This window comes from Brevundimonas sp. DW-iso22 (assembly GCF_058725425.1).
This window is the reverse complement of the sequence record NZ_JBZXEB010000008.1, coordinates 1-21,970: the sequence shown is the minus strand read 5'-3', so window position 1 is coordinate 21,970 and position 21,970 is coordinate 1. Positions and strand designations below refer to the sequence as shown.

General features: G+C 64.2%; 22 protein-coding genes. 13 read left to right on the top strand and 9 right to left on the bottom strand.

What is annotated here, in order from left to right:
- The first annotated feature begins 175 nt into the window (after positions 1–175).
- Positions 176–1,735, top strand: a complete 1,560-nt coding sequence (locus AC4PRM_RS13870; protein WP_492040313.1) for a L,D-transpeptidase family protein — start codon at positions 176–178, stop codon at positions 1,733–1,735.
- On the opposite strand, the gene rcdA is transcribed toward AC4PRM_RS13870, so the two are convergent.
- Both rcdA and AC4PRM_RS13860 read right to left on the bottom strand, forming a co-directional pair.
- A complete protein-coding gene (gene rcdA / locus AC4PRM_RS13865; RefSeq protein WP_492040474.1) occupies positions 1,732–2,265 on the bottom strand; it encodes a protease adaptor protein RcdA in 534 nt (177 codons plus the stop codon). The genes AC4PRM_RS13870 and rcdA overlap by 4 nt on opposite strands.
- A gap of 101 nt (positions 2,266–2,366) precedes the next feature.
- On the bottom strand, positions 2,367–2,570 hold the full coding sequence (locus tag AC4PRM_RS13860) for a DUF1192 domain-containing protein (protein WP_373258168.1): 204 nt from the start codon (positions 2,568–2,570) through the stop codon (positions 2,367–2,369).
- 81 nt (positions 2,571–2,651) lie between these two features.
- Between AC4PRM_RS13860 and AC4PRM_RS13855 the strand changes: the two genes are divergently transcribed.
- On the top strand, positions 2,652–3,623 hold the full coding sequence (locus AC4PRM_RS13855; RefSeq protein ID WP_492040312.1) for an NAD(P)H-quinone oxidoreductase: 972 nt from the start codon (positions 2,652–2,654) through the stop codon (positions 3,621–3,623).
- 3 nt (positions 3,624–3,626) lie between these two features.
- On the opposite strand, the gene AC4PRM_RS13850 is transcribed toward AC4PRM_RS13855, so the two are convergent.
- Positions 3,627–4,265 carry a beta/gamma crystallin-related protein gene (locus tag AC4PRM_RS13850; protein ID WP_373258170.1) on the bottom strand — a complete coding sequence of 213 codons (639 nt, stop codon included), beginning with the start codon at positions 4,263–4,265 and terminating at the stop codon, positions 3,627–3,629.
- A gap of 218 nt (positions 4,266–4,483) precedes the next feature.
- Here AC4PRM_RS13850 and AC4PRM_RS13845 point away from each other — a divergent pair, with 218 nt between their 5' ends.
- The gene (locus AC4PRM_RS13845) at positions 4,484–5,152 is read left to right on the top strand and encodes a DUF1013 domain-containing protein (RefSeq protein ID WP_492040311.1); all 669 of its coding nucleotides are present in this window, start codon (positions 4,484–4,486) and stop codon (positions 5,150–5,152) included.
- A gap of 77 nt (positions 5,153–5,229) precedes the next feature.
- Here AC4PRM_RS13845 and AC4PRM_RS13840 read toward each other — a convergent pair whose 3' ends face one another.
- The gene (locus AC4PRM_RS13840) at positions 5,230–5,403 is read right to left on the bottom strand and encodes a YdcH family protein (RefSeq protein ID WP_487922385.1); all 174 of its coding nucleotides are present in this window, start codon (positions 5,401–5,403) and stop codon (positions 5,230–5,232) included.
- Positions 5,404–5,582: 179 nt separating this feature from the next.
- Between AC4PRM_RS13840 and AC4PRM_RS13835 the strand changes: the two genes are divergently transcribed.
- From AC4PRM_RS13835 to AC4PRM_RS13825, 3 genes are read left to right on the top strand one after another with little or no spacing between them, the layout of a single operon-like run.
- Positions 5,583–6,185, top strand: coding sequence for a UbiX family flavin prenyltransferase (locus tag AC4PRM_RS13835; RefSeq protein WP_492040473.1), 603 nt, complete (start codon positions 5,583–5,585; stop codon positions 6,183–6,185).
- Positions 6,182–6,661: a TIGR02444 family protein gene (locus tag AC4PRM_RS13830; protein WP_487922386.1), complete on the top strand. Its 480-nt coding sequence runs from the start codon at positions 6,182–6,184 to the stop codon at positions 6,659–6,661. Before AC4PRM_RS13835 ends, AC4PRM_RS13830 begins: the two co-directional genes overlap by 4 nt.
- A 37-nt stretch (positions 6,662–6,698) precedes the next feature.
- On the top strand, positions 6,699–6,923 hold the full coding sequence (locus AC4PRM_RS13825; RefSeq protein WP_292169575.1) for a YdcH family protein: 225 nt from the start codon (positions 6,699–6,701) through the stop codon (positions 6,921–6,923).
- A gap of 8 nt (positions 6,924–6,931) precedes the next feature.
- Here AC4PRM_RS13825 and AC4PRM_RS13820 read toward each other — a convergent pair whose 3' ends face one another.
- Positions 6,932–7,873, bottom strand: coding sequence for a polyprenyl synthetase family protein (locus AC4PRM_RS13820; RefSeq protein ID WP_487922412.1), 942 nt, complete (start codon positions 7,871–7,873; stop codon positions 6,932–6,934).
- 190 nt (positions 7,874–8,063) lie between these two features.
- Between AC4PRM_RS13820 and AC4PRM_RS13815 the strand changes: the two genes are divergently transcribed.
- The 3 genes from AC4PRM_RS13815 to AC4PRM_RS13805 all read left to right on the top strand — a co-directional run bounded on the left by AC4PRM_RS13815 (position 8,064) and on the right by AC4PRM_RS13805 (position 10,444).
- A complete protein-coding gene (locus AC4PRM_RS13815) occupies positions 8,064–8,822 on the top strand; it encodes a tRNA1(Val) (adenine(37)-N6)-methyltransferase (protein ID WP_492040310.1) in 759 nt (252 codons plus the stop codon).
- A gap of 44 nt (positions 8,823–8,866) precedes the next feature.
- Positions 8,867–9,478, top strand: a complete 612-nt coding sequence (locus tag AC4PRM_RS13810; RefSeq protein WP_492040309.1) for a TIGR02466 family protein — start codon at positions 8,867–8,869, stop codon at positions 9,476–9,478.
- A gap of 93 nt (positions 9,479–9,571) precedes the next feature.
- The gene (locus AC4PRM_RS13805; protein WP_492040308.1) at positions 9,572–10,444 is read left to right on the top strand and encodes an alpha/beta hydrolase; all 873 of its coding nucleotides are present in this window, start codon (positions 9,572–9,574) and stop codon (positions 10,442–10,444) included.
- A gap of 19 nt (positions 10,445–10,463) precedes the next feature.
- Here AC4PRM_RS13805 and AC4PRM_RS13800 read toward each other — a convergent pair whose 3' ends face one another.
- Genes AC4PRM_RS13800 through AC4PRM_RS13785 form a run of 4 tightly spaced genes read right to left on the bottom strand, consistent with a single transcriptional unit; the run spans position 10,464 to position 12,848 of the window.
- Positions 10,464–10,922, bottom strand: a complete 459-nt coding sequence (locus AC4PRM_RS13800; RefSeq protein ID WP_492040307.1) for a DoxX family protein — start codon at positions 10,920–10,922, stop codon at positions 10,464–10,466.
- 10 nt (positions 10,923–10,932) lie between these two features.
- Entirely contained in the window at positions 10,933–11,703 is a 771-nt protein-coding gene (locus tag AC4PRM_RS13795; RefSeq protein WP_492040306.1) for an HvfC/BufC family peptide modification chaperone, read from the bottom strand.
- Positions 11,663–12,532 carry an MNIO family bufferin maturase gene (bufB, locus tag AC4PRM_RS13790; protein WP_492040305.1) on the bottom strand — a complete coding sequence of 290 codons (870 nt, stop codon included), beginning with the start codon at positions 12,530–12,532 and terminating at the stop codon, positions 11,663–11,665. Before bufB ends, AC4PRM_RS13795 begins: the two co-directional genes overlap by 41 nt.
- 13 nt (positions 12,533–12,545) lie before the next feature.
- The gene (locus AC4PRM_RS13785; RefSeq protein ID WP_492040304.1) at positions 12,546–12,848 is read right to left on the bottom strand and encodes a BufA1 family periplasmic bufferin-type metallophore; all 303 of its coding nucleotides are present in this window, start codon (positions 12,846–12,848) and stop codon (positions 12,546–12,548) included.
- Between the two features lie 161 nt (positions 12,849–13,009).
- On the opposite strand from AC4PRM_RS13785, the gene AC4PRM_RS13780 reads away from it, so the two are divergent.
- The 4 genes from AC4PRM_RS13780 to AC4PRM_RS13765 all read left to right on the top strand — a co-directional run.
- Positions 13,010–13,576 carry a sigma-70 family RNA polymerase sigma factor gene (locus tag AC4PRM_RS13780; RefSeq protein WP_492040303.1) on the top strand — a complete coding sequence of 189 codons (567 nt, stop codon included), beginning with the start codon at positions 13,010–13,012 and terminating at the stop codon, positions 13,574–13,576.
- Positions 13,566–14,201: an NrsF family protein gene (locus tag AC4PRM_RS13775; protein WP_492040302.1), complete on the top strand. Its 636-nt coding sequence runs from the start codon at positions 13,566–13,568 to the stop codon at positions 14,199–14,201. Before AC4PRM_RS13780 ends, AC4PRM_RS13775 begins: the two co-directional genes overlap by 11 nt.
- 118 nt (positions 14,202–14,319) lie before the next feature.
- Positions 14,320–15,987 carry an energy-dependent translational throttle protein EttA gene (gene ettA, locus AC4PRM_RS13770; RefSeq protein ID WP_492040301.1) on the top strand — a complete coding sequence of 556 codons (1,668 nt, stop codon included), beginning with the start codon at positions 14,320–14,322 and terminating at the stop codon, positions 15,985–15,987.
- A 69-nt stretch (positions 15,988–16,056) separates the two neighbouring features.
- Positions 16,057–21,970: beta strand repeat-containing protein (locus AC4PRM_RS13765; RefSeq protein WP_492040300.1), on the top strand; the 5,914-nt coding region annotated here is incomplete at its 3' end.

The window sequence follows — 21,970 nt, the reverse complement described above, 5'->3', positions numbered from 1 at the left end:
GCCCTACCTGCCGGTGTGTGCGCCAAAGCCACACCCTGAGGTTTGCAGATCACGAAGGCGTTGGGCCCCGGCCCAGCGCCTTTCTGTTTGGCCGGAACGCCAGTAATATGATCGCGTTGACCGTCGAGTGGCGCGGACGCTGTGTCCGCATCGACGGCCGAAAGATGCGACTGAGATGAACCGACGGCAACTGGGTCTGGGCGCGGCCGTGACAGCCATGGCATCGGCGACGGGACTGGCCGCACAGGCACAGACCCGCGATCCGGCCACGGTCGCCTTCTACAATGGCTTCAACGATCAACTGGCGCGGCTGCCCGCGGCCATCCAGCCTGACGTGCGTGCCTTCTATGAATTGAACGGCTGGCGTCCCGTCTGGACGGCGGATCGTCTGCGTGGACTTCAGGCCGCCTCGCTGCGGGCCGAGCGCCATGGTTTGTCGCCTATCGACTATTTCGACTTCGACGCCCTGGCCGCCGACCGCAGCGCAGCCGAGATTCGCACGACCGCCGCAGCCTTGACCTATGGCCGCGTGCTGGCGGAAGGCCGCGTCCGTCCCGAAGACGTCGAAGATCTATGGGAGATGCAGAAGAATCGCGTCGACCTGTCCACCGGGCTGAATGACGCCCTGGCCCAGAACCGCTTGCTGGACTGGTTCGAAGGCCTGGCCCCGACGGACATCGGCTACACCAATCTGTCAGCAGGTTACGTCCGCTATCGCCGCCTGAGCGCGTCGGGCGGCTGGCCCACCTTCCGTCAGGGCGGCACGATCGAGCCAGGCACCAGCGATGCCCGCATCCAGCCACTGATCAAGCGTCTGGTGGCCGAAGGCGACCTGAGCGAGGAGGCCGGGGCGCGTCTGGCGTCGGCGGGCAATGTCTACAGTTCCGAGATTGAGGCCGGCGTGCGCAGCTTCCAGACGCGGCATGGTCTGGGCGCAGACGGCCGCATCGGTGCGGGTACGCAACGCTCGTTGGGGGCCTCGGTTGAAGATCGCGCCCGCCAGATCGCCTTGAACCTGGAACGTCGCCGCTGGCTGAAGCGCGACGTCAATCCCGAGCGGATCGAGGTCAATACGGCCGCCGCCATCATGGTCTACTGGAAGGACGGGCGCCCCGTTCACTCCAACCGGGTCGTGGTTGGTAGCCCGGAGAACGAAACACCCAGCCTCGAGAAGCCCTTCGCATCCGTCGTGGCCAATCCGCCCTGGTATGTGCCCGCAGGTATTGCCCGACGCGAAATCCTGCCGCGCGGCCCCGGCTATCTGGCCAGCCAGAACATGTATGTGACGCCCCAGGGCAATGTCATCCAGCGCGCGGGGCCGACGGCGGCCCTGGGCTATGTGAAGTTCGAACTGCGCGACAGCTACGCCATCTTCCTGCACGACACGCCCACCAAGGCGGCCTTCAACCTGTCTATGCGCCAGCGATCGCATGGTTGCGTTCGGGTTCAGGGCGCGGTCGAGTTCGCCCGTATCCTGCTGGCACCCGACCCTGCCCTGCTGAGCGAGTTCGACACCGCCCAGGACACACGCGAGACCAAGCGCATCCAGACCGGCCGCGAAATCGGGGTTCGTCTCCTGTACTGGACAGCCTTCGTCGATGGTCAGGGTCGGGTCGCGTTCCGCGAGGACGTCTACAGCCGCGATGCCAAGCTTGCTGAAGCGCTCGGCATCGCCGTCAGCCTGCCGCGCGTGGTGGCCGATGGCCGGACCGACGCCAACGACGTCGGGCCTTAGGGCCTGGCACCAAACGCGGCCGTCAGGCGGTCCATCTGGCTCTGCACAGGATTGGCTGGCGCTTCGTCGGGTGCGTCCCTGTACATACGGCGGTCCAGATGCAGAACCCGATCATATAGCCTTTCAGCCTGAACCAGGTATTCGATCAGGGCGATGGGTAGTTCGGGATCGCTAGGTTCGGCTGACGACTTGCGGTCGGCCAGACGGTAGCGGGCATCGCACGCGGCAAGCGCACTCATGTCTCCCTCACGCACAGCCCGCTGCACCAGCAACCAAGATGCGATCTGCATCAGACGCGTGGTCAGGGTCATGCTTTCGCCCGCATAGGCCAGGGCCGTAGCGCGTGACAGCAGACGCGACTCGCGCCGCCCATCGCCATCCAAATAGGCAGCGGTGTCTTCAACCAGCTCCATACCTTCGCGGAAGGTGCGGTCGAACAGCTCCGAGCGCGCGAAATCGTCCACGACGGCGGCGCGCGTGCGGCCGGTCGCGGCGATGGACGAGGAGACAGCGGGATCGTCGGTCGGCATGACTTCAGTCAGACTCATGGAACAGGCGCACTCGTATCACGACCGGCACGATTTCGCGCGGCGAGAGAATGGTCTGCAACCGCCATGCCACAAACAGTCCGTCATCGGCCAAAGTTGAACAGGGCGTCCGCAGCATTGCGCTGGCTGGATTTACCGTCGATGGCGGCACGACAGCGCTGCACCTCGGCTTCCAGCGTCTCGATCCGCGTCTGCAGGTCTTCGACCGAATAGGGATCCAGGTCTTCGCGGATCACGGCAATCAGGGATGCGCCGCGTGCGGGACGGGGTTCGTTGTCTTCGAACATGCTCACCTCCTCCTTGGCCAGGGCCGTCAGAACCGACTAGGAAACGCCGGGACACGGATATTTGCAAGGACGACAGGCAGGATGAAGGCGATCGACATCGACGGCGGCTCCGGACCAGCCGAAGCCTTGAGGCTGGTCGAACGACCCGATCCGGTGGCGGGACCGGGCGAAATCCGCATCCGGGTTCGGGCGGCGGGCGTCAACCGACCCGATATCCTGCAAAGGCGGGGGCTCTACCCTTCCCCACCGGGCGCACCAGCCGGACTGGGACTGGAGGTTGCAGGCGAAGTCGATGAGGTCGGTGATGGCGTGACACGCTGGTCGGTCGGCGACCGGGTCTACGCTCTTCTGGGCGGCGGGGGCTATGCCGAGATGGCAGTGGTCGATGCACGCCATGCCTTGCCGATGCCGGTGGGCATGGACTTCATTCAGGCAGCCGCCCTGCCCGAGACCGTCTGCACCGTCTTCGCCAATGTGTTCGAGGCGGGTGATCTGAAATCCGGGGAGACCCTGCTGATCCACGGCGCGACCAGCGGCATCGGTGTCACCGCTATCCAGATGGCCAAGGCAGCAGGTGCCAAGGTAATCGCCACGTCTCGCGGAGCCGCTAAGGCAGCGGCCGCGCAGGCGCTGGGTGCGGACCTTAGCCTGGATGCGACTGCAGATGACCTGGAAGGCGCCATCAACACTTTCGGCGGCGTCGACGTGGTGCTGGATATGGTCGGGGCGGACTATGCGGCTTTGAACCAGGCGGTTCTCAAGCGTTTCGGGCGGTGGGTGGTTATCGCCACCCTGACCGGAGCCAGGGCCGAGATTGATCTGGCGTCGGTGATGATGAAGCGAATCGTGCTGACCGGGTCGACGCTGAGGGCGCGACCAGCTGACGAGAAAGCGAGACTTATTGCAGCCATCCAGGCCAAGGCCTGGCCGTGGATCGCTTCGGGACAGGTTCGCCCCCCGGTCGAGGCAACATTTGATCTGGCAGAGGCTGCAGCCGCCCACCTCAGGCTTGAGGCGGGCGGCCACGTCGGCAAGATTGTCCTGATCGTCTGATGTCTACCAGCGACCGCCGCCGCCACGACGTGCGGGGCGAAGCGACGAAATGCTGTCGTTCAGCTGCCAGCGCGCCAGATTGGTTTCGTCGCCATCGAACACTGTGCAGCGCCCGCCGAAATTGGCGTCGGTGCACAGTTCCCAGGTACCACGCAGGCGGAACGAACTGATGGCGTCGTTCATGCCTGTATTGCGCAGGTTTGAGACCTCGCCGTTGAACTGCATCGCCTGACCGCGATAGTTGGCGTCGCGGTAAACCGTGATGCTCTGGCGACCACCATTCCAGCCGCCGCCGGGCCCACCGGGATAGCCGCCGCCGGGTCCACCCGGGTTCCATCCCCCGCCTGGACCGCCGGGATAGCCACCGCCACTACCGGGCCGGCCTTCGTCGTCGCCGCGATACGGGCCGCAGGTCAGAATGCCGTCGGTGTTGCGAATCTCGTAGCTAGAACAACGGGCCAGTTCGATCGACGTGGCACGGATATCGTTCCGACGTGTGCGGCAATCGGCGTACAGACGACCGCGATTGACATACTCGCCACTACAGCTGTCGCGGTAGTCGCCGCGCGGTGCGCCGCGCTCCTGCGTCGGCATTTCAGCGCCGGACATCATCGTCATGGCGGCCAGTGTCTCAAGCAACATGGTACCCTCCCAAATTCAGAACCCACAGACGCCCAACGCGCCGTTGCGCGCAATGTTCAATACCCTCCATGAACCTTGGCTGTACGAGATTGCAGGCTTTCGTTTTCTTTTCCAGAGAATGCGATTATATCCAGACCATCAACGCCCGGTCGAAAGGCCGGGCGCCGTCGTATCCGGAGCCCGACTTTCTGGCCCCGTCCTAGAACCGGAATACCCGTATGACCGACATCCTGATGCCCAAGGCCACTGCGGTCTGGCTGGTCGACAATACCTCCCTGACGTTCGAACAGATCGCGCAATTCTGTGGTCTGCACCCGCTGGAAGTGCGCGGCATCGCCGACGGCGACGTGGCCCGCGACATTCGGGGTGCCGATCCGCTGGTCAATGGCCAACTGACACGCGAAGAGCTGGACAAGGCCCAGAACGACGAGACCTATCACATGCAGGCCGTGGTCAGCCGCCACGCCGAGATGATGAAGGCCGCCAAGCCTGCGCCGAAATATACGCCCGTTTCGCGCCGCCAGGATCGCCCTGACGCCATCGCCTGGTTCGTGCGCAACCACCCCGAGGTGACCGACGCCCAAATCTCCAAGCTGTTGGGGACCACCAAGTCCACCATCGAGAGCGTGCGGAACCGGACCCACTGGAACAGCGCCAATATCAAGCCGGTCGATCCGGTGACCCTGGGCCTGGTCGGCCAGATCGTCCTGGATGAACTGGTCAAGAAGGCCGCCGACAAGAAGGCCAAGGATGACGCCAAGAAGGGCGGCGCGACCCTGCAACCTGCAGCCCCGACCGAGCCGGTCGAGGACGAGTTCGTCCCAGAAGCCCGCGAGCGTCGCGGTGCCGAGCCGACAGCGGAATCTGTATTCGGCTCCAAGGACTAATGTCCGAACATCCTACGAAAACGGCCCCGGAGATCGCTCTCCGGGGCCGTCTTCACTTTCGGGCTTCGGAGACGCCGCTATCCGGCGCGCGCCTCCAGACTGGTAATCTGTTCCTTGAGCCGGAGCTTCTGCTGCTTCAGCTCTCTCACATGAAGCGAATCCGTGGCCGGGTGGGTGATCTCGCGCCGGATGGTCTCATCCAGATTGCGATGACGGTTTCCCAGTTCGCGGATACGGGCTTCGATGGTCATGGCTTTCGCCTCCATGTCTAAGGACCGATAGCGACACCCTGGCACCGACCCGCTGGCTTGCGCATCGGACCCGGTATCGCCACTAGTGAGCGCCCAGCTTGACCGGCTGTAGAATCACATTCCGGTGATCGCCGATCCGACCGGACAGACAGAGCCTGGAGCCCGAATTGGCCGAAGTTGTGAACACAGCCATACGGAACCCGCCCCAGCGACTGGTGGTCGGGATTTCCGGTGCATCCGGCGTGACCTATGGCCTGCGCGTGCTGGACGCCCTGCGTGCACTGGGTGTTGAGAGCCATCTGGTCGTCACCCGCGCGGCCCTGCTGACTCTGTCGCAGGAAACGGATCTCACGCCGGACGATCTGAGCGGTCGGGCCGATGTGGTGCACAAACTGGCGGATGTGGGGGCCACCATCGCCTCCGGCTCTTGCCAGACCCTGGGCATGATCGTCGCGCCCTGTTCCGTCCGCACGATGAGCGAGATCGCCACGGGCGTAACGTCAAACCTGCTGACCCGTTCCGCCGACGTCGTGCTGAAGGAGCGGCGTCCGCTGGTGCTTATGGTCCGCGAGACGCCATTCCATCTGGGCCATCTGCGGACCATGACGGCTCTGACCGAGATGGGGGCCATCATCGCCCCGCCCCTGCCCGCCTTCTATGCGCGGCCCAAATCCATCGAGGACATCGTCGATCAGTCGGTCGGGCGGGCGCTGGACCTGTTCGGGCTGGACTGGTCCGCCGTGCGCCGATGGGACGGGCTCAAGGGCGCGCCAGAAGCATGAGCAGTGGCAGCAATGGCCTGTGGCCCTGGGTCCTGACCGCCTATGCAGCACCCGGCGTGGCAGAGGCCTGCCTGGAGCTTCAGGATACTGCGAGCCAGAATGTGCCACTGCTGCTGTGGACGGCCTGGAGCGCCACCACCGGACGAGCCCTGGACGCGGACACGCGTGAGGCGGCTTGCGACACGGCCCGTGTCTGGGAAGAGACCGCCGTCGCGCCGCTGCGGGCCGTCCGCCGGGCCCTGAAGATCAAGGCCGTCGATATGGATGATGACGACCGCGAGGCTGTCCGAAGTCAGGTCAAGGCCGCCGAACTGGACGCCGAGCGTCGCCTGCTGCTGGCGCTTGAGGCCTTGAGCCCCACCGCGTCGGGGCCGGCTCGCCCCGCGATCGATGCGCTGGTGGCCGTCGCCCGCACCTGGTCGTCATCCATTCCGCGCCCCGGGCTGATCCGTCTGGCCGAATGCCTTCCGGCCTGAGCGGTCGCACGATATAAGCGCCCGTCCGGGGACCACCATGAACGACGACGAACCGTTTCTGAGCGAAGAAGACAAGGCCCTGGAGGCCCGGCTGAAGGCGCTTCAGCAGGAGCATGCCGACCTGTCGGCCTCCATCGAGGCCTTGGGCCACATGCCCATTCCGGACCAGCTGATGATCGCCCGGTTGAAGCGCAAGAAGCTGACGCTGAAGGACGAGATCGTCCGGATCGAAAACCTGATCCTGCCCGATATCATCGCCTGAAGACGTAATCAGGCGGCGCGGCTGACCGCGAAGTCTGCCAGTTGCTCCAGCGCCGAGCGCCATTCGCCCTGCGGCAGGACTTTCAGCGCGATTTTGGCGGCGTCGGCATAGGCATAGGCCGTATCAAGCGTCGTCGTAACCGACCCGGTGCCGATGATCAGCTCGCGCGCACGCAGGAAGTCGTCCTCGGTCCGCTCGCCCTTGTTGATGGTCCGCTCCCAGAAGGCGTCCTCGCGGCCGCGCGTGCGGGCGGCGGCCAGCAGCAGGGGCATGGTCACCTTGCCCTCGTGGAAGTCATCCCCGGCATTCTTGCCCAGCACATCGGACGAACCGCCGTAGTCGAGAGCATCGTCTGCCAGCTGGAAGGCAAGCCCGAGGTTCAGCCCATAGGACCGCAGCGCCTCGACCGTCTTGTCGCCCGCCCCTGCACCCACCGCCCCGGCCTCTGCGGCAGCAGCAAACAGTTCGGCGGTCTTGGCCGAGATGATACGCAGATAGGTTTCCTGATCCAGGTTCAGGTCGTGGGCGCGGGTCAGTTGCAGCACCTCCCCCTCGGCGATCACGCTGGAGGCCCGCGCCAGAATGCCCAGCGCCCGCATCTGGCCCGTCTCGACCATCAGTTCAAATGCTCGGGCAAACAGAAAATCGCCGACCAGCACGCTGGACGGTGCCCCCCAGATGAGATGAGCCGCGACCTTGCCGCGCCGAAGCTGGGACGCATCGACCACGTCGTCATGCAGAAGGGTGGCGGTGTGAATGAACTCGACCGCCGCCGCCAGCTTGATCGGGGCCTCAATTTCGCCTGTCGCCCCGGCCGCCCGGGCTGCCGCCACGGTAAGAAGGGGGCGCAGACGCTTGCCGCCCGCCGCCACGATGTGTTCGGCCAGCAGGGGGATCACCGGCACCTGCGACTGCATGCGGGCCACGATCAAGCGGTCGACCGCCGCCATGTCGGCGTGCGCCAGCCGAACCAGGGGTTCGACGTCACCCTTCACGTGGGGGTCTGCCAGGGTGACAACGTCCAACTGCTTACTCGTGCGGCATGGCGCGACGGAGGATCGCGCCGGAAAATCCTGACGCCGCCTTGCCTGACGACGACGCACCGCACAATGGTGATGGCCCAAGAAAGGGTCAAGCCGCGTGACCGTCGCACCACTGCCACACCTGACAGCCGAGGTTGTCGAAAATGCCCTCCTGAGCGGGCGGGTTCGGCTGCGCCAACCGGCCAGAGGCTATCGAGCGGGGATGGACGCCGCCCTGTTGGCCGCCGCCGTTGCGGGCAAACCCGGCGAACGCCTGATCGAGGCCGGCTGCGGGGCCGGCGGCGCACTGATGCAGATTGCCGCGCGTCAGCCTGAGATGACGCTGGTCGGGCTTGAACGGGATACCACGATGGCGGAACTCGCGCGCGAGAACGCGAGCCTGAACAGCGCCCCGGCCAGCATTGTCACGGGCGATGTCGCCACAGGCTTTAGAGCGTTGGATCTGCCACCGTTCGACTGGGCCATCAGCAATCCGCCGTTCTTCGACGATCCCGCCGCCCTGCGCGCACCGGCACCGGGCAAGCGCGACGCGTGGATGGCGGACGACGGACTGCAGGCCTGGACGCATTTCCTGCTGAAGGCCGTGCGCGAGGGTGGACGGATCGTCGTCATCCACCGGGCGGATCGGCTGGCCGACCTGCTGGCCCTTCTGGGCGAAACGGCCGGCTCGTTCTCGGTCAGAGGCATTCACCCGCATGCGGACGAGCCCGCCAAACGTGTCTTGGTCCAGGCGATCAAGACCGGTCGCGCCCCCTTGCGTCTATTGCCGCCCCTGATCCTGCACGACCGCAGCGGGCCCAAGCATACGCCCGAGGCCGAGGCGATCCTGCGTGGCGAAGCCGCCCTGCCGTTCTGACCGCAGCCCTTCTGATAGGCGGCCGCTTCGTCTAAAGCGGTACCATGTCCCTGCGCCCCCTCTTCGTCACCCAGATTTACGAGGCCAGTCTGGCCGACACGCCCGGCTTCGACGTGTTCAACGCCGAACTGGCCGACGCCTGCCGCATGCTGGCGGTCGAGGATCATGCTGGCCGGGCCTGGTGCAAGGCGCACGGCTATCGCGGCTATACCTCCTACGGCTCCCTGACCGACCTGCCCCAGCGCCTGCCGGAGTTCGCCGACCTGAAGCGGCATCTGGATCGCCACGCCGTCGCCTATGCCAGGGCCCTGAACTTCGATCTGGCCCGCAAGCCCCGGCTGGACAGCCTGTGGGTTAATATCCTCAAGCCCGGCGGCAGCCATACCGGCCACATCCACCCTCACGCCTTCCTCAGCGGCACCGTCTATGTCGAGGTCCCGGACGGAGCTTCAGCCCTGAAGCTGGAAGACCCCCGCCTGCCCATGATGATGGCTCGCCCCGGCGTCCACGCCGACGCCCCCGAGGCGGAGCGTCCCTTCGTCTATCTGGCCCCCCGCGCGGGCACAGTCCTGATGTGGGAAAGCTGGCTGCGCCACGAAGTGCCGGTGAATGCGGCAAAGACCGAGCGCATCTCGATCAGCTTCAACTACGCCTGATCGCCTTTTCAGCGCCGTATTCGCCCTGAAGTCTGCCCTCTCTGGTGAAGCTTGGGGGGCCTCATGCGAGCATTGAAACTGGTAGCGATTTTGATGGCCGCGAGCCTCGCTGCGGGCTGCGGCCAGCGTGCTGACGCCCAAACCAGTGCTGAAACCACCGCCGAGGGCACGCCCTATGTGCTGAAGGGTACTCAGGTCTGGTCGGTGCCCGATCCCATTTCGGGCCGGGACTACGAGGTGTTTGTCAGCCTCCCCGCCAGTTATGACACCGAGCCCAATCGCCGTTATCCGGTCCTCTATGTCACCGACGCCGACTATGCCTTCCCCATCCTCCGCCAGATCGCCCGACGGGTGAATCTGGATGGGCCGGTCATCGAGGAGTTCATCCTGGTCGGCCTGTCCTACGCTGCAGGCGAAAGCGGCATGAGCAGCCGCACTCGCGACTACACGCCCGTCCGTATCAACGACCGCACGGGCGGCGGCGTGGCCTATCAGGCTTATCTGAAAACTCAGGCCCTCCCCTTCATTGAGGACCGCTTCCGGGCGGACCCAGCGCGCCGCATCCTCCTGGGCCACTCCTATGGCGGGCTGCTGGGGGCGCAGATCCTGTTCAGCGAGCCGGAGCTGTTCGATGGCTACATTCTGGGCAGTCCGTCCTTCTGGTTCGGCGACCACGCGATGATGCGGACTGAGACTGATTATGCCCGCGCCCACACGGACCTTCCGGCGCGGGTCCACATGTATATCGGCGAGCACGAGTTTCCGGGATCGGGTCGCCACGCGCTACGACATGGTCGGAGACAATGCGCGTTTCGAGCAGCGCCTCCGGTCGCGCAATTACCGGAGCCTGACCTTGACCAGCGAAGTGCTGGACGACGAAGACCACCTGACCGTCGCGCCGAGCGGCTTCACCCGAGCGCTGAAGGCGGTCCTTCCGGCCAGGCCTTAGCCGCGCAGGCAATCTGATTGCGCCAGCTACCCAATTTCAAGGCCATTTCAGTACCCGGTCCAGGCTGAGCGGACCCGCGCCGAAACGGACGAGATAGAGCAGCAGCGCGCCCCACAGCAGGTGGGTCGGCCAGCCGAGCGGATAGACGAAGATCTGGATGACCAGCGTCATGCCCAGCAGGGCCAGGGCGGAAACCCGCGTCATCAGCCCCAACACGATCAGAATGGGAAACAGATGCTCTGAATATGTGGCTAGATGCGCGGCGATGTCGCTCGGGATCAGCGGCACCTGATACTCGGTGGCGAACAGGCTGTAGGTGCCGTCGGTGATATCGAGCAGCCCCTCGACCTTGGTGCGGCCGGACAGGAAGAAGACCGCGGCGATGGCGACCCGGATGATCAGGCTGATGACTGAGGCCGGAAGCAGGCGCGCGATCAGGTCGGGGATGAAGGCCAGGGCGGGACGCACGGCGGTATGGGCGACAGTGTCGGTCATGGTCGGACTTTCAGATCAGATGGGTGAACAGGCCCGCACTCAGCAGGCCGGAGAAAAGGCGGGCGATGTCGGTATCCGGAGCCTGCCCCTGGACCTCCAGAGCCACCCGGCCCAGCGGCAGGTCGCGGAGGCAGCCATCAAGGAACAGCCATTCCGCGCGCGATAGCCGACGGTGAAGCACCGTCATGTCGGGTCGATGGATGACCAGGCCTTCGGGATTGTCGGTCCAGTCGACGACCTGATCCGGGTTCGCATCCGGTCGGTTGGCCAGCCAGATCGAGGCCGCAGTCCAGTCGAACCAGAACAGCTGGACCGAGGGATGCAGTGTGGCGCGTGAACCGAACAGGTCGCGCCCGGCCAGGCCCTCTGCCGTCAGCACGGACGCGTCGGCGGCGCGATGGGCCCGGCTCCAGGCCAGATCCATCCGCGCGACCGGTGCCAGATACGGCAGGGATTGCGCAGGTTCAAACCGGGCCAGCCAGTCCGGAAACCCCTGCCCATAGTCGTCCAGGACGGGGCTGGTCGGTGGATGTTCGGCGGCGAACATCAGGGCGGCGTCACGAAACCAGTCCTCCCCGACCAGCCGCTGGACCGTGGGGAACAGACCTGCCAGGGCATCGGCTCGCCCCTTGGCGACCGTGTTGCGATAGATGGCCAATCCGGCCCCCTCGCCTGCCAGCCAGGGCATAAGCGTTTGATCCGATCCGATAATCGCGGCGTCAAGCGCGCGGTGGAAATCCTCAGGCACGCAGCGCCTCCTCAACGGCGACCAGCACGGCATCGGCGCGGTCCCGCTCGATCATGAGATCGCCAAAGGCGGGAAGGTTGTCGTCGCGCTCGATCAGCGTCGGCCGCGGCCCGATACGGGCGATGGTGCGGGCATAGAGCGCCCAGACCGGCTGGGAGACCGGGGCGGCATGGCTGTCGATCAGCAGTCGCTCGCCATGTTCCGGGTCGGGGTCATGCCCGGCCAGATGGATTTCGCCGATCGCATAGACCGGCAGGGCATTCAGATAGTCGAGGGCCGAGGTGCCCAGATTGTTGGCGCTGACATGAACGTTGTTGATGTCCAGCAACAGGCCGCAGCCCGTGCGCCGGACCATCTCGCCCAGCAGCTCCGGCTCCGACATCTCAGGGCCGCGCAGGTCCAGATAGTGGGAGGGGTTCTCGATCAGGATTTGCCGCCCCAGCACGTCCTGGGTCCGCGAAACGTTGGCGCAGATCTGGTCCAGCATGGCGCGACTGCGCACGAAGGGCAGCAGATCCGGATGATAGACCTCACCGCGCCGCGACCAGGCCAGATGTTCGGACACAACGAACGGCTCGAACCGGTCCGACAGGGCCTTCAACCGCGCCAGATGATTCTCATCCGGCGGCTGGTCGCCCGCCAGCGACAGGCCGACCCCGTGCAGGGACAGCGGCTTGTCGCGGCGAATGGCGTTCAGCCAGGCGAGCCGGGGCCCGCCGTCGACCATATAGTTTTCCGCATGGACCTCGAACCACAGGCCGGCCGCCGACGCGGCCAGGGCCTCTTCGTAATGCACGGATTTCAGCCCAAGCCCCGCCGTTGGGGCGTCAGAAGGGGGAACCGCAGCCGGCCTATGGGTCATTCGCCTGATCCGATCAGCGCGTGATCGGGGTCAGCGAACCATTGCCCGCCGGCGTGCGGATGGAGGTGCAGGTGCCGCGCGGGACGTTCTTCCAGGCGTTGCCCTGATAGTTGCGCACCGAGGTGCCGGCGCAGGTCGTGCCGGGGCCGGCGGCACAGTCGTTCTTGCCCGCCATGGCGACGCCATAGCATTTCTCGACGGCGGGGGCCGGGGCCTGGCGGTTGTTGTTCTGCGAGGACTGGGCATAGGTGGCGCTGGCACCGGCGGCCAGGGCGACTGCGACCAGGCCGGTGGAGGTCAGGGTCTTGGCGTTCATCAGAAGGCTCCTTTGAAAGGGTGGTGGCCGGTCGTCCGGTCACACCTCCCCATTCGCCGGGGCCCTTCCGGCGGTTACAGCCACGCTGGAAAAAATCGCGTCGAATTTTCGGCAGACGGGCTGTAACCCTTTGCTTATCGCGCGCGTATGGACCCCAAGACGTGACAGATCGCGAAACCCATTTGAAAGCCTTGATGCTGCGTGGCCTTGCGGGTGACGCGGGGGCCTGGCGCGTGCTGTTGACGGATATGGGCGGTCATCTGCGACCGTTCTTCACACGACGCCTTTACGACGGAGCGGCTGACGCCGAGGACCTGGTGCAGGAGACATTGATCGCCATCCACGCCAAGCGCGCCACATGGGACTCCAGCCAGCCCTTCACGGCCTGGGCCTTCTCGATCGCCCGCCACAAGCTGATCGACCACCTGCGCCGTCAGGGGCGCCGCCCGACCGCCCCGCTGGACGACGCCGGCGACCTGTTTGCCGATCACACCGTCGAGGATGGCGCGGCAAGGCACGACCTGACCCGCGTGCTGTCTCTCCTGCCCGTGCGCCAGCGTCGCTTGATCGAGGACATCCGGGTCCAGGGCCTGTCGGTCGCAGAGGCCGCAGAACGCCACGGCTATTCCGTCGCCGCCGCCAAGGTCAGCGTCCACCGCAGCCTGAAGACCCTGACCGCCCGATTTGCACCCTCACAGGTGCATGAAGGGATTTCCGATGAAGACTGACGACCTGATCACCGCCCTGTCGGCCGACCTGCCCCCTGCCCGGCGGCCGGAGCGTCGGTTGCTGCTATGGCTGGTGCCCGCAGCCGTTCTGGTCCTGATCGCCGTCGGCCTTTGGCTGGGCTTTCGCAGTGACCTGATGCTGGCCATGCGGGGTCCAACCTTCTGGGCCAAGGCGGCCTATACGATCGCCCTGGCCATCTCGGGCTTCTGGCTTCTGGACCGTCTGGGTCGCCCCGGCGTCAGTGCGCGAGCGCCTCTGCTCGTTCTGAGCCTGATCCTGGCCAGTGTTTTGGGACTGGCCGCCTATGAGCTGGTCGCCATGCCGATGCCGGACCGCATGCCCGCCGTCATGGGTGACAGCGCCCGCGTCTGTGCGCCCAACATCGTCCTGCTCAGCCTGATCGCGGCCCCCTTCGTCTTCTGGGCCGCGCGCGCCTTTGCTCCGACCCGGCCCATGCTGGCCGGGGCTGCCGCAGGGTTGCTGACCGCCGCGCTCGCCACGACCCTGTATGGCCTGCACTGCCCGGAGCACACGGCCTCCTTCGTCGCGGTCTGGTACACCCTTGGCATGGGCATCGCCGTGGCCATCGGAGCCCTGATCGGCAAACTGGTCTTTCGCTGGTAGGCGATCGCGCCTTCAAACCGCCCTGCCCGGCCGCTAGACGTTTGCCACCCGGCGCTGGGGTCGCTACATCCCGCGCCTACCTCCCCATCCGATCGAACGACAGGGCGCGACGCACCTCATGGCGCAGCAATATATTTTCCAGATGCAGGGTCTGACCAAGACCTTTCCCGGCGGCAAGAAGATCTTCGAGAACATCTGGCTGAGCTTCTACAACGACGCCAAGATCGGCGTCGTCGGCGTCAACGGCTCGGGCAAGTCCACCCTGCTGAAGATCATGGCCGGGCTGGACACCGAGTTCAACGGCGAGGCCCGTGCCGCCGACGGCATCAAGCGCGGCTATCTGGAACAGGAGCCCCAGCTCGACGACAGCCTGAACGTCCGCGAGAACGTCGAGGCCTGGTGCGAGGAGAAGCAGTGGGTCAACCGCTTCAACGCCATCGCCATGGAGATGGCCGAGAACTATTCCGACGAACTGATGGAGGAGATGACCGCCCTTCAGGAAAAGATCGATGCCGGCGATGTCTGGGACATCGACAGCCGCATCGAAATGGCGATGGACGCCCTGCGCTGCCCGCCCGACGACTGGGCGACGACCAATCTGTCCGGCGGTGAGAAGCGCCGCGTGGCCCTGGCCCGGCTGCTGCTCAGCAAGCCCGACATGTTGCTGCTCGACGAACCGACCAACCACCTGGACGCCGAAAGCGTCGCCTGGTTGCAGCACCACCTGGAGGCCTTCCCCGGCTGCGTCATCCTGGTGACCCACGACCGCTACTTCCTGGACCTGGTGACCAAGTGGACGCTGGAACTGGATCGCGGCAAGGGCCACCCGCACGAGGGCAACTACTCCAGCTGGCTGGAAGCCAAGACCAAGCGCGTCGTGCAGGAGCAGTCAGAATCCGAAGCTCGTCAGCGCGCCCTGACCCGCGAGCTGGAATGGGTCCGCTCGGGGGCCAAGGCCCGTCAGGCCAAGTCCAAGGCCCGTCTGGCCGCCTATGAGCGGATGGTGGACGAGCAGGAAAGCATGCGCGGCGCCCAGACCCACGCCGTCATCCAGATCCCGCCCGGCCCGCGCCTGGGCAATGTGGTGCTGGAGGCCGAGGGCCTGCAGAAATCCTATGGCGACAAGCTGCTGTTCAAGGACCTCTCGTTCAAGCTGCCGCCCAACGGCATCGTCGGCGTCATCGGCCCCAACGGTGCGGGTAAATCCACCCTGTTCCGCCTGATCACCGGTCAGGAACAGCCCGACGCCGGCTCCATCAAGGTCGGCGAGACGGTCAAGCTGGCCTATGTCGACCAGTCGCGCGACGACCTGAAGCCCGAAGAAACCATCTGGCAGGCGATCAGCGGCGGCACCGACGTGATGATGGTCGGCAAGCGCGAGATCAACACCCGCGCCTATGTCGGCAGCTTCAACTTCAAGGGCGGCGACCAGCAGAAGAAGGTCGGCCAACTGTCCGGCGGTGAGCGTAACCGCGTCCACCTTGCCAAAACCCTGGCCACCGGCGGCAACCTGCTGCTGCTCGACGAACCGACCAACGACCTGGACATCGAGACGCTGCAGAATCTCGAAGAGGCTCTGGAAAGCTTCGCAGGCTGCGCCGTGGTCATCTCCCACGACCGCTGGTTCCTGGACCGCCTGGCCACCCACATCCTGGCCTTCGAGGGCGACAGCCACGTCGAATGGTTCGAGGGCAACTTCGAAGCCTATGAGGAAGACAAGAAGCGTCGCCTGGGCGTCGAAAGCCTGATCCCGCACCGGATAAAGTTCCAGAAGTTCGGGCGGTAAGACTTTCCTTCTGATTGCAAAGCCTAGCGGAACCACGGTATCCAACAGGCCTGCGATTTGGGGGCTGAAATGCGCTATCTGGGTCTGGTTGATCGGCTGTTGCCGGAGGCTTCACCTTCGGCGTTTCGATCCGTGGAAACGACACTGTCGTGGCGTCAGACGCTGTCCACCGAACCATTCGCGGACCCAATGTACGTGCCGCCATCGCCGGGCGATCGCACCGTCACGAGAGGGAGCTGGCGCTCTGAAACCTTGTATAGCCTCAACGGAGGCGCGGTCTTTGGCCTGAATGGTAACGACCGGCTCATTGCCGATCCCTTGGGCGCATGGCTCGAAGGGGGAGGCGGAGACGATTTCCTGGATGGGGGCGCCGGGAACGACATCATATGGGGCGGAACGGGCGCAGACTATATCCGCAGCGGCGGTGGGGCAGACCGATTCATCTTCACACCCGGCGATACGGTGGCACCCCAAACGGGCGGGATAGGTGGAAATCCGGATCGTATCTCCGACTTCAATCCCGCCGCAGGTGATGTGATTGAACTGTATGGCTTCACGACCATGCCCCGCCTCGATGTCGGTGCTCAGGGTTGGGCGACGCTGGTCTTCCCCGACGGGTCAGAAATCATTCTCGAATACCTGGACACTGCGACCGTGGCGGCCTTCCCGCAGGCCATCCGCCTGATGCCGGGACCCGCTCCAACGCCAGCGCCTGTTCCAGCGGGCGGGCCAGTGGTTGGATTGGGTCCGTTCCTGGTTGAGGCTGGAACCACCCACGTGTTTACTCAGGACGCCGCCTATTCCATCGGTGGGACAAACGGCGGCCTGTCGAACTTCGGGACCCTCATCGTTCAGGGCCCGCCGGATGACAGCGCACTGAACTTCGGCGTGTTTCAGGAATATGGTCGCTTCCTCAACGGTAGCACAGGGGTGTTGCGGGTCATCAATGACGGTGCTGCAGGCGCGATCGGAACGCGAGGCAGCGCCGATCTGACGAACCAGGGGCTGATTGACGTTTCATCGGAGTATGACGCGACTGGTGCCGCTCCCCGATCCACGAATTGGGATCTCGACAACTCGGGCACGATCCGCGTCACTGCCGGCAATCTGGCGCAAGGCGTACACGTCGCAAACACTCCGATCTTGACGTCGGCTCCACAACGCGCCGCTGTCACGATTTCCAATAGCGGCGAAATCCTTGCCGACGGCGCGTTCGCTTTCGGCATCAACAGCGCTCTGAATGCCACCCTTGCGAACAGCGGCCTGATCGAAGCACGCGGGACTCAGGGGGCTATCGGGGTCGTCCTGGATGCAAACGGCAGCTTCACGAACAGCGGCACAATCCGGGCGATCGCAACAGGTGAAGGGGCGCTGAGCATCGCCTTTACCGCCGTAAACACCGCTTCGCCTTTCGCGCGCGGCAATGGCCTCCAGACCTATGTCAATAGCGGTCTGATCGAGGCCGACATCGCCATCTTGATCGACGACACGGCCATGCAGCTGTCGCGCGAGCACGTGCTGAACTCCGGCATCATACGGGGGGGCATCATCCTGGGTGCCGGTCTCGACGAGGTGCGCAACAGCGGCACCATAGATGGCTACGTCGACCTAGGCTCCGACGCCGACATCTACGACGGCACCGGCGACAGCGTCGTAACCGGCGGCGTTTTCGGTGGCAACGACAACGATCGGCTGATTGGCGGCAACCTGTCCGACTATCTGTTCGGCGAAGAGGGGGCTGACGCCATCTTCGGTGGCGCGGGCGACGATTTCATCGACGGCGGTCGTGGTAGCGACGCTCTCGACGGTGGCGAGGGTTACGATGTGTTGTCGTATCTGACATCCAGCGCGGGCGTAATCGCGGACCTTTCTGCTGGGACGGCTCAGTCCGCCGCCAATGACACAATTCGCAACTTCGAAGGGGTTCAGGGCAGCATCTTCGCGGACACCCTGACGGGCGACGCCGGCGACAATGTCCTGGAGGGCAACTCCGGTGCAGACATTTTGTCTGGCGGCAAGGGCGACGACATTCTGTTTGGAGACAAGGGCAATGATGTCCTAACGGGGGGGACTGGGCGAGACACCTTTGTGTTCAATCTCAACGACGGCGGCGACGTCATTACCGATTTCGAGACCGGTCCGTCAGGTGACCAGTTGTCTATCCATGGCTATTCCACCGCCACGTCGATCCAGCAGCTCGGGGCAGACGTACTGATCGTCCTGTCCGCCACGGATTCCATCCTGGTGCGCAATGTGACGGCGGCCGCTATCAGCGACGCGATCTCATTTTCGGCCGAGGCACTCCCGCAACAGCCAACGCCAGCCCTCACGACCACTCTAACCGTCGATCAACTGACGGAAATCGGCGCTGATGAGACGATCATCATCACCCGGCCAACCCTGTTTGACGCCGGCATCGTGCTCGAAGCGGTCGATGCCCGCCCCCAGCCTGCCCTGTTCAACAGTGGCCATATCGTGGTTCAGGGGCTGTCTGGCCAGGCTAATCTGTATGGCCTGTTGGGGAACGACAAGAACGTCCTGTTTGATCCCTTTGTGAACCGGGCCGACGGCAGGCTCGAGGTTACAGCAGTTGGTAGCACGAACGTTTTCGGCATCTATCAGATCGAAGAGGTTTTCAACGCAGGGCTGATCCGCGTCACCGGACAAGGCCATGTTCTGGGCATCCAGCCCCTGCAGCAGTTCAGCAACTCTGGACGTATAGAGATCAACGCAGGCCTCAGCGCGACAGGTGTTGAGGCCCGTATCGGAAGCCAGGACGTATGGAACTCCGGCGAAATCGTCGTGGTGGGTGGCCAGGCGAGCATCGGCGTGAGCGTCAAACTGGATGATCACCCCTCACCGAATGCCTTCGTGAACAGCGGCAGCATCATAGTCAGCGACTCAACCGCCGGGATGGATAGTATCGGCATGGCCTTCGGGTCGCTGTTCGTCGGCCGAATTTTCAACAGCGGCATCGTGCAAGCCGACTACGCCTTGCGCAATGTGCCGGCAGTGACAACGCCCGAGAACCAGAAGTCTATCATCGTCAATACGGGTGAGCTTCGCGGCCTGGTCGATCTAGGCGAAGAGCAATCCACGCTATTCAACGACGGGCTTATCACAGGACACATCGATCTGGGTGGCTCCGACGACGTCTATGAGGGTCGTCTCGGCCTTCAGAACGGCGGGATAGACGGAGGAGACGGGGATGATCGCATCTACACAGGCCGGGGGGCCGACGTCATCAGCGGTGGCGCAGGCGCGGATCATCTCAGCGGCGGAGCAGACAATGATACTCTGACGGGCGGCGCGGGTGCCGACATCTTCTACGCCGGGTCCGGGGCGGACGTGATCACCGATTTCAGCGTCGCGGCAGGCGACCGCATTCGAGTTGCAGGCCACAGCGCATGGCAGTCGATCCAGCAGCAGGGCTCGGACGTCCTGGTCATTTTCTCCGCTACGGATAGCCTGCTTGTGCGTAATGCTCTGGTTGCTGATCTCAACCCGGGAGTGCTGCAGTTTTCATCAACTCTGCCGAGCGAGGTCACCGGACGTTCGCAGGCACCGACAGCATCAGCCACGCCGAGCGTGTCTGGCCAGCCACCGGTTGCGCCTCTGATACAATCCGGGAATGCAGGCAGCGACAACCTGACAGGCGGAATACTGAACGACATGCTGCGCGGACTTGACGGTGCCGACGTCCTGTCAGGCGCTGACGGCAACGACATTCTGGAAGGCGGTTCGGGGTCGGACCGTCTGAATGGCGATGCAGGTGATGACCAGCTTCACGGTGGGGCCGGCAATGATGTTCTGAGCGGAGGAGCCGGTGACGACTATATGGTCGGCGGAGCCGGCGCTGATCGTTTCGAAATCGATGTGTCCAGCGTCACCTATGATCGCATCTTCGACTTCAACCCAGCCGAAGGCGATACGATCGTCGTGCGTGGAGTTACAGGCTACAGTCCGACTTCGGATGGCTTCTTTTTCTATAACTACACCGGATCGTCTCAACAATCTGTCAGCCTCTTCCTCGACTTGCTGATTGGGCGAGACATGAACGGAAGCATCATCGTCTACGCGACTGAAGGACGTGATCAGTTGTCCCCGCCTGCATCCGGCGTAATTTTTGGCCTGGGTGGCGACGACTACATTTCAGGTAGGGATCAATATGACGACCGCTTCGACGGGGGCGAAGGCAACGACGAGCTCTGGGGTTCCGGCGGCGACGACATCCTGATCGGCGGGGCTGGGAACGACCGCTTGAACGGCGATTACGACACCGACACGGCTGTTTTTTCCGCCGCCCGCTCGGCGTACACGATCGTGACAAACGCCGCGGGCGTAACCACGGTAACCGGGCCGGACGGTGTGGATACACTGACTGGTATCGAGCATCTTCGGTTCGCCGACATGATCACGGGCATCGATGGCGTCCCGCTGCCCTCCAGTTTGGAGGGCACTCCGGTGGTTGACGTTCTCGTCGGAACGGCAGCGCGCGAAATTCTGCGAGGCGGCGATGGCGCAGACGTGATTTACGGGATGGGTGGTGGCGATACCATCTATGCTGGCGGCGGTGACGACTGGATCAGCGCCGGGAGCGGGCGGGTCACGGTCTTCGGAGGTCTGGGAGACGATACATTCATCGGCAGTGCCGAGATTGGCACCACGGGCTCCATTTACGACGGCGATTTGGGGTTCGACACTCTCGACTACAGCGCAGCGACTGTCGATCTGACTATTGATGGCACCGTGCTGAGGAGCCGATTCACGATCGGACAGGACACCTTTAAGAACATTTATGGCGTCATCTCGGGTTCTGGAAACGATCGCATCGACTTGTCGGCGATGGAACTGGCGACCGAGATAAGCGGGGGTTCCGGTAACGACTTCTTGCGCGGCGGCACGGGGACTGATTTTCTGCAGGGCGGCGACGGTTCGGATCAGCTTTACGGCTGGCGTGGCGATCGACTGTCTGGCGGAAACGGCGACGACCGGATGATTGTCGCGGCCGGCTTGCCTAGCTCCGTCTACAGCAACAATAACATCATCGTCGATGGTGATGCGGGCCACGACAGCCTCGTGCTGTCCGGAAGCCGGGTCATGCTGCGATTGTCGACCAGTTTCGGCTATGTCTCGGACACACAAATCGCGGTACGCACCGTCGAAGACGTAGTCATCGAGATCACGGGGGCCGGCCAGCGGTTCATTCAGGGCGACAACGGCGTGAACCGCATCTCCGTGGGCGCGGGTGACGACGGAGGCGCGGGCGCAAAGTTCGAAGGCTTTGGCGGTGATGATGTTCTGATCGGCGGGCGCGCAAACGATGTGCTGGTTGGGGGTGTCGGAAACGACAGGCTGGAAGGCGGTCTTGGTTCCGATACCGCCGACTACGCACTGGCCTATGCCGGCGTGACGGCCAGCCTGACCAGTAACCGTGCAACCGATGATGGGGACGGTGGCACGGACGTCTTTTTCGATATCGAGAACCTGACCGGCTCGTCTTTTGCGGATCACTTGACAGGCAATAATGCAGCAAATGTGCTTAACGGCGGCGCGGCCAATGACATTCTGATCGGAGGGGCAGGCAACGATCGGCTAGACGGCGGTACTGGCAGTGCTGATGTCGCCGTCTTCAATGGCCCGAGATCAGCATATACCCTATCCACCGTCGATGGCGTCACAACGGTGACGGGCCCAGACGGGACAGACACACTTACAAACATCGAACGGCTGCGGTTCAATGATGGCTTATTCGATATAGCTGGTGCCCCCCTGGGCCCCAACATCATCAATGGCACGGCAACCGGCGATATCCTGGACGGTACGATAGAGAGCGACGTCCTTGACGGCGGAGCTGGTTCGGACATCTTGTCAGGCAACGACGGTGACGACCGTCTGATCGGCGGGGCAGGCAACGATACGCTGATTGGCGGAGCGGGGATCGACACGGCGGACTATTCGTCGGCGGCGGCTGGCGTGACGG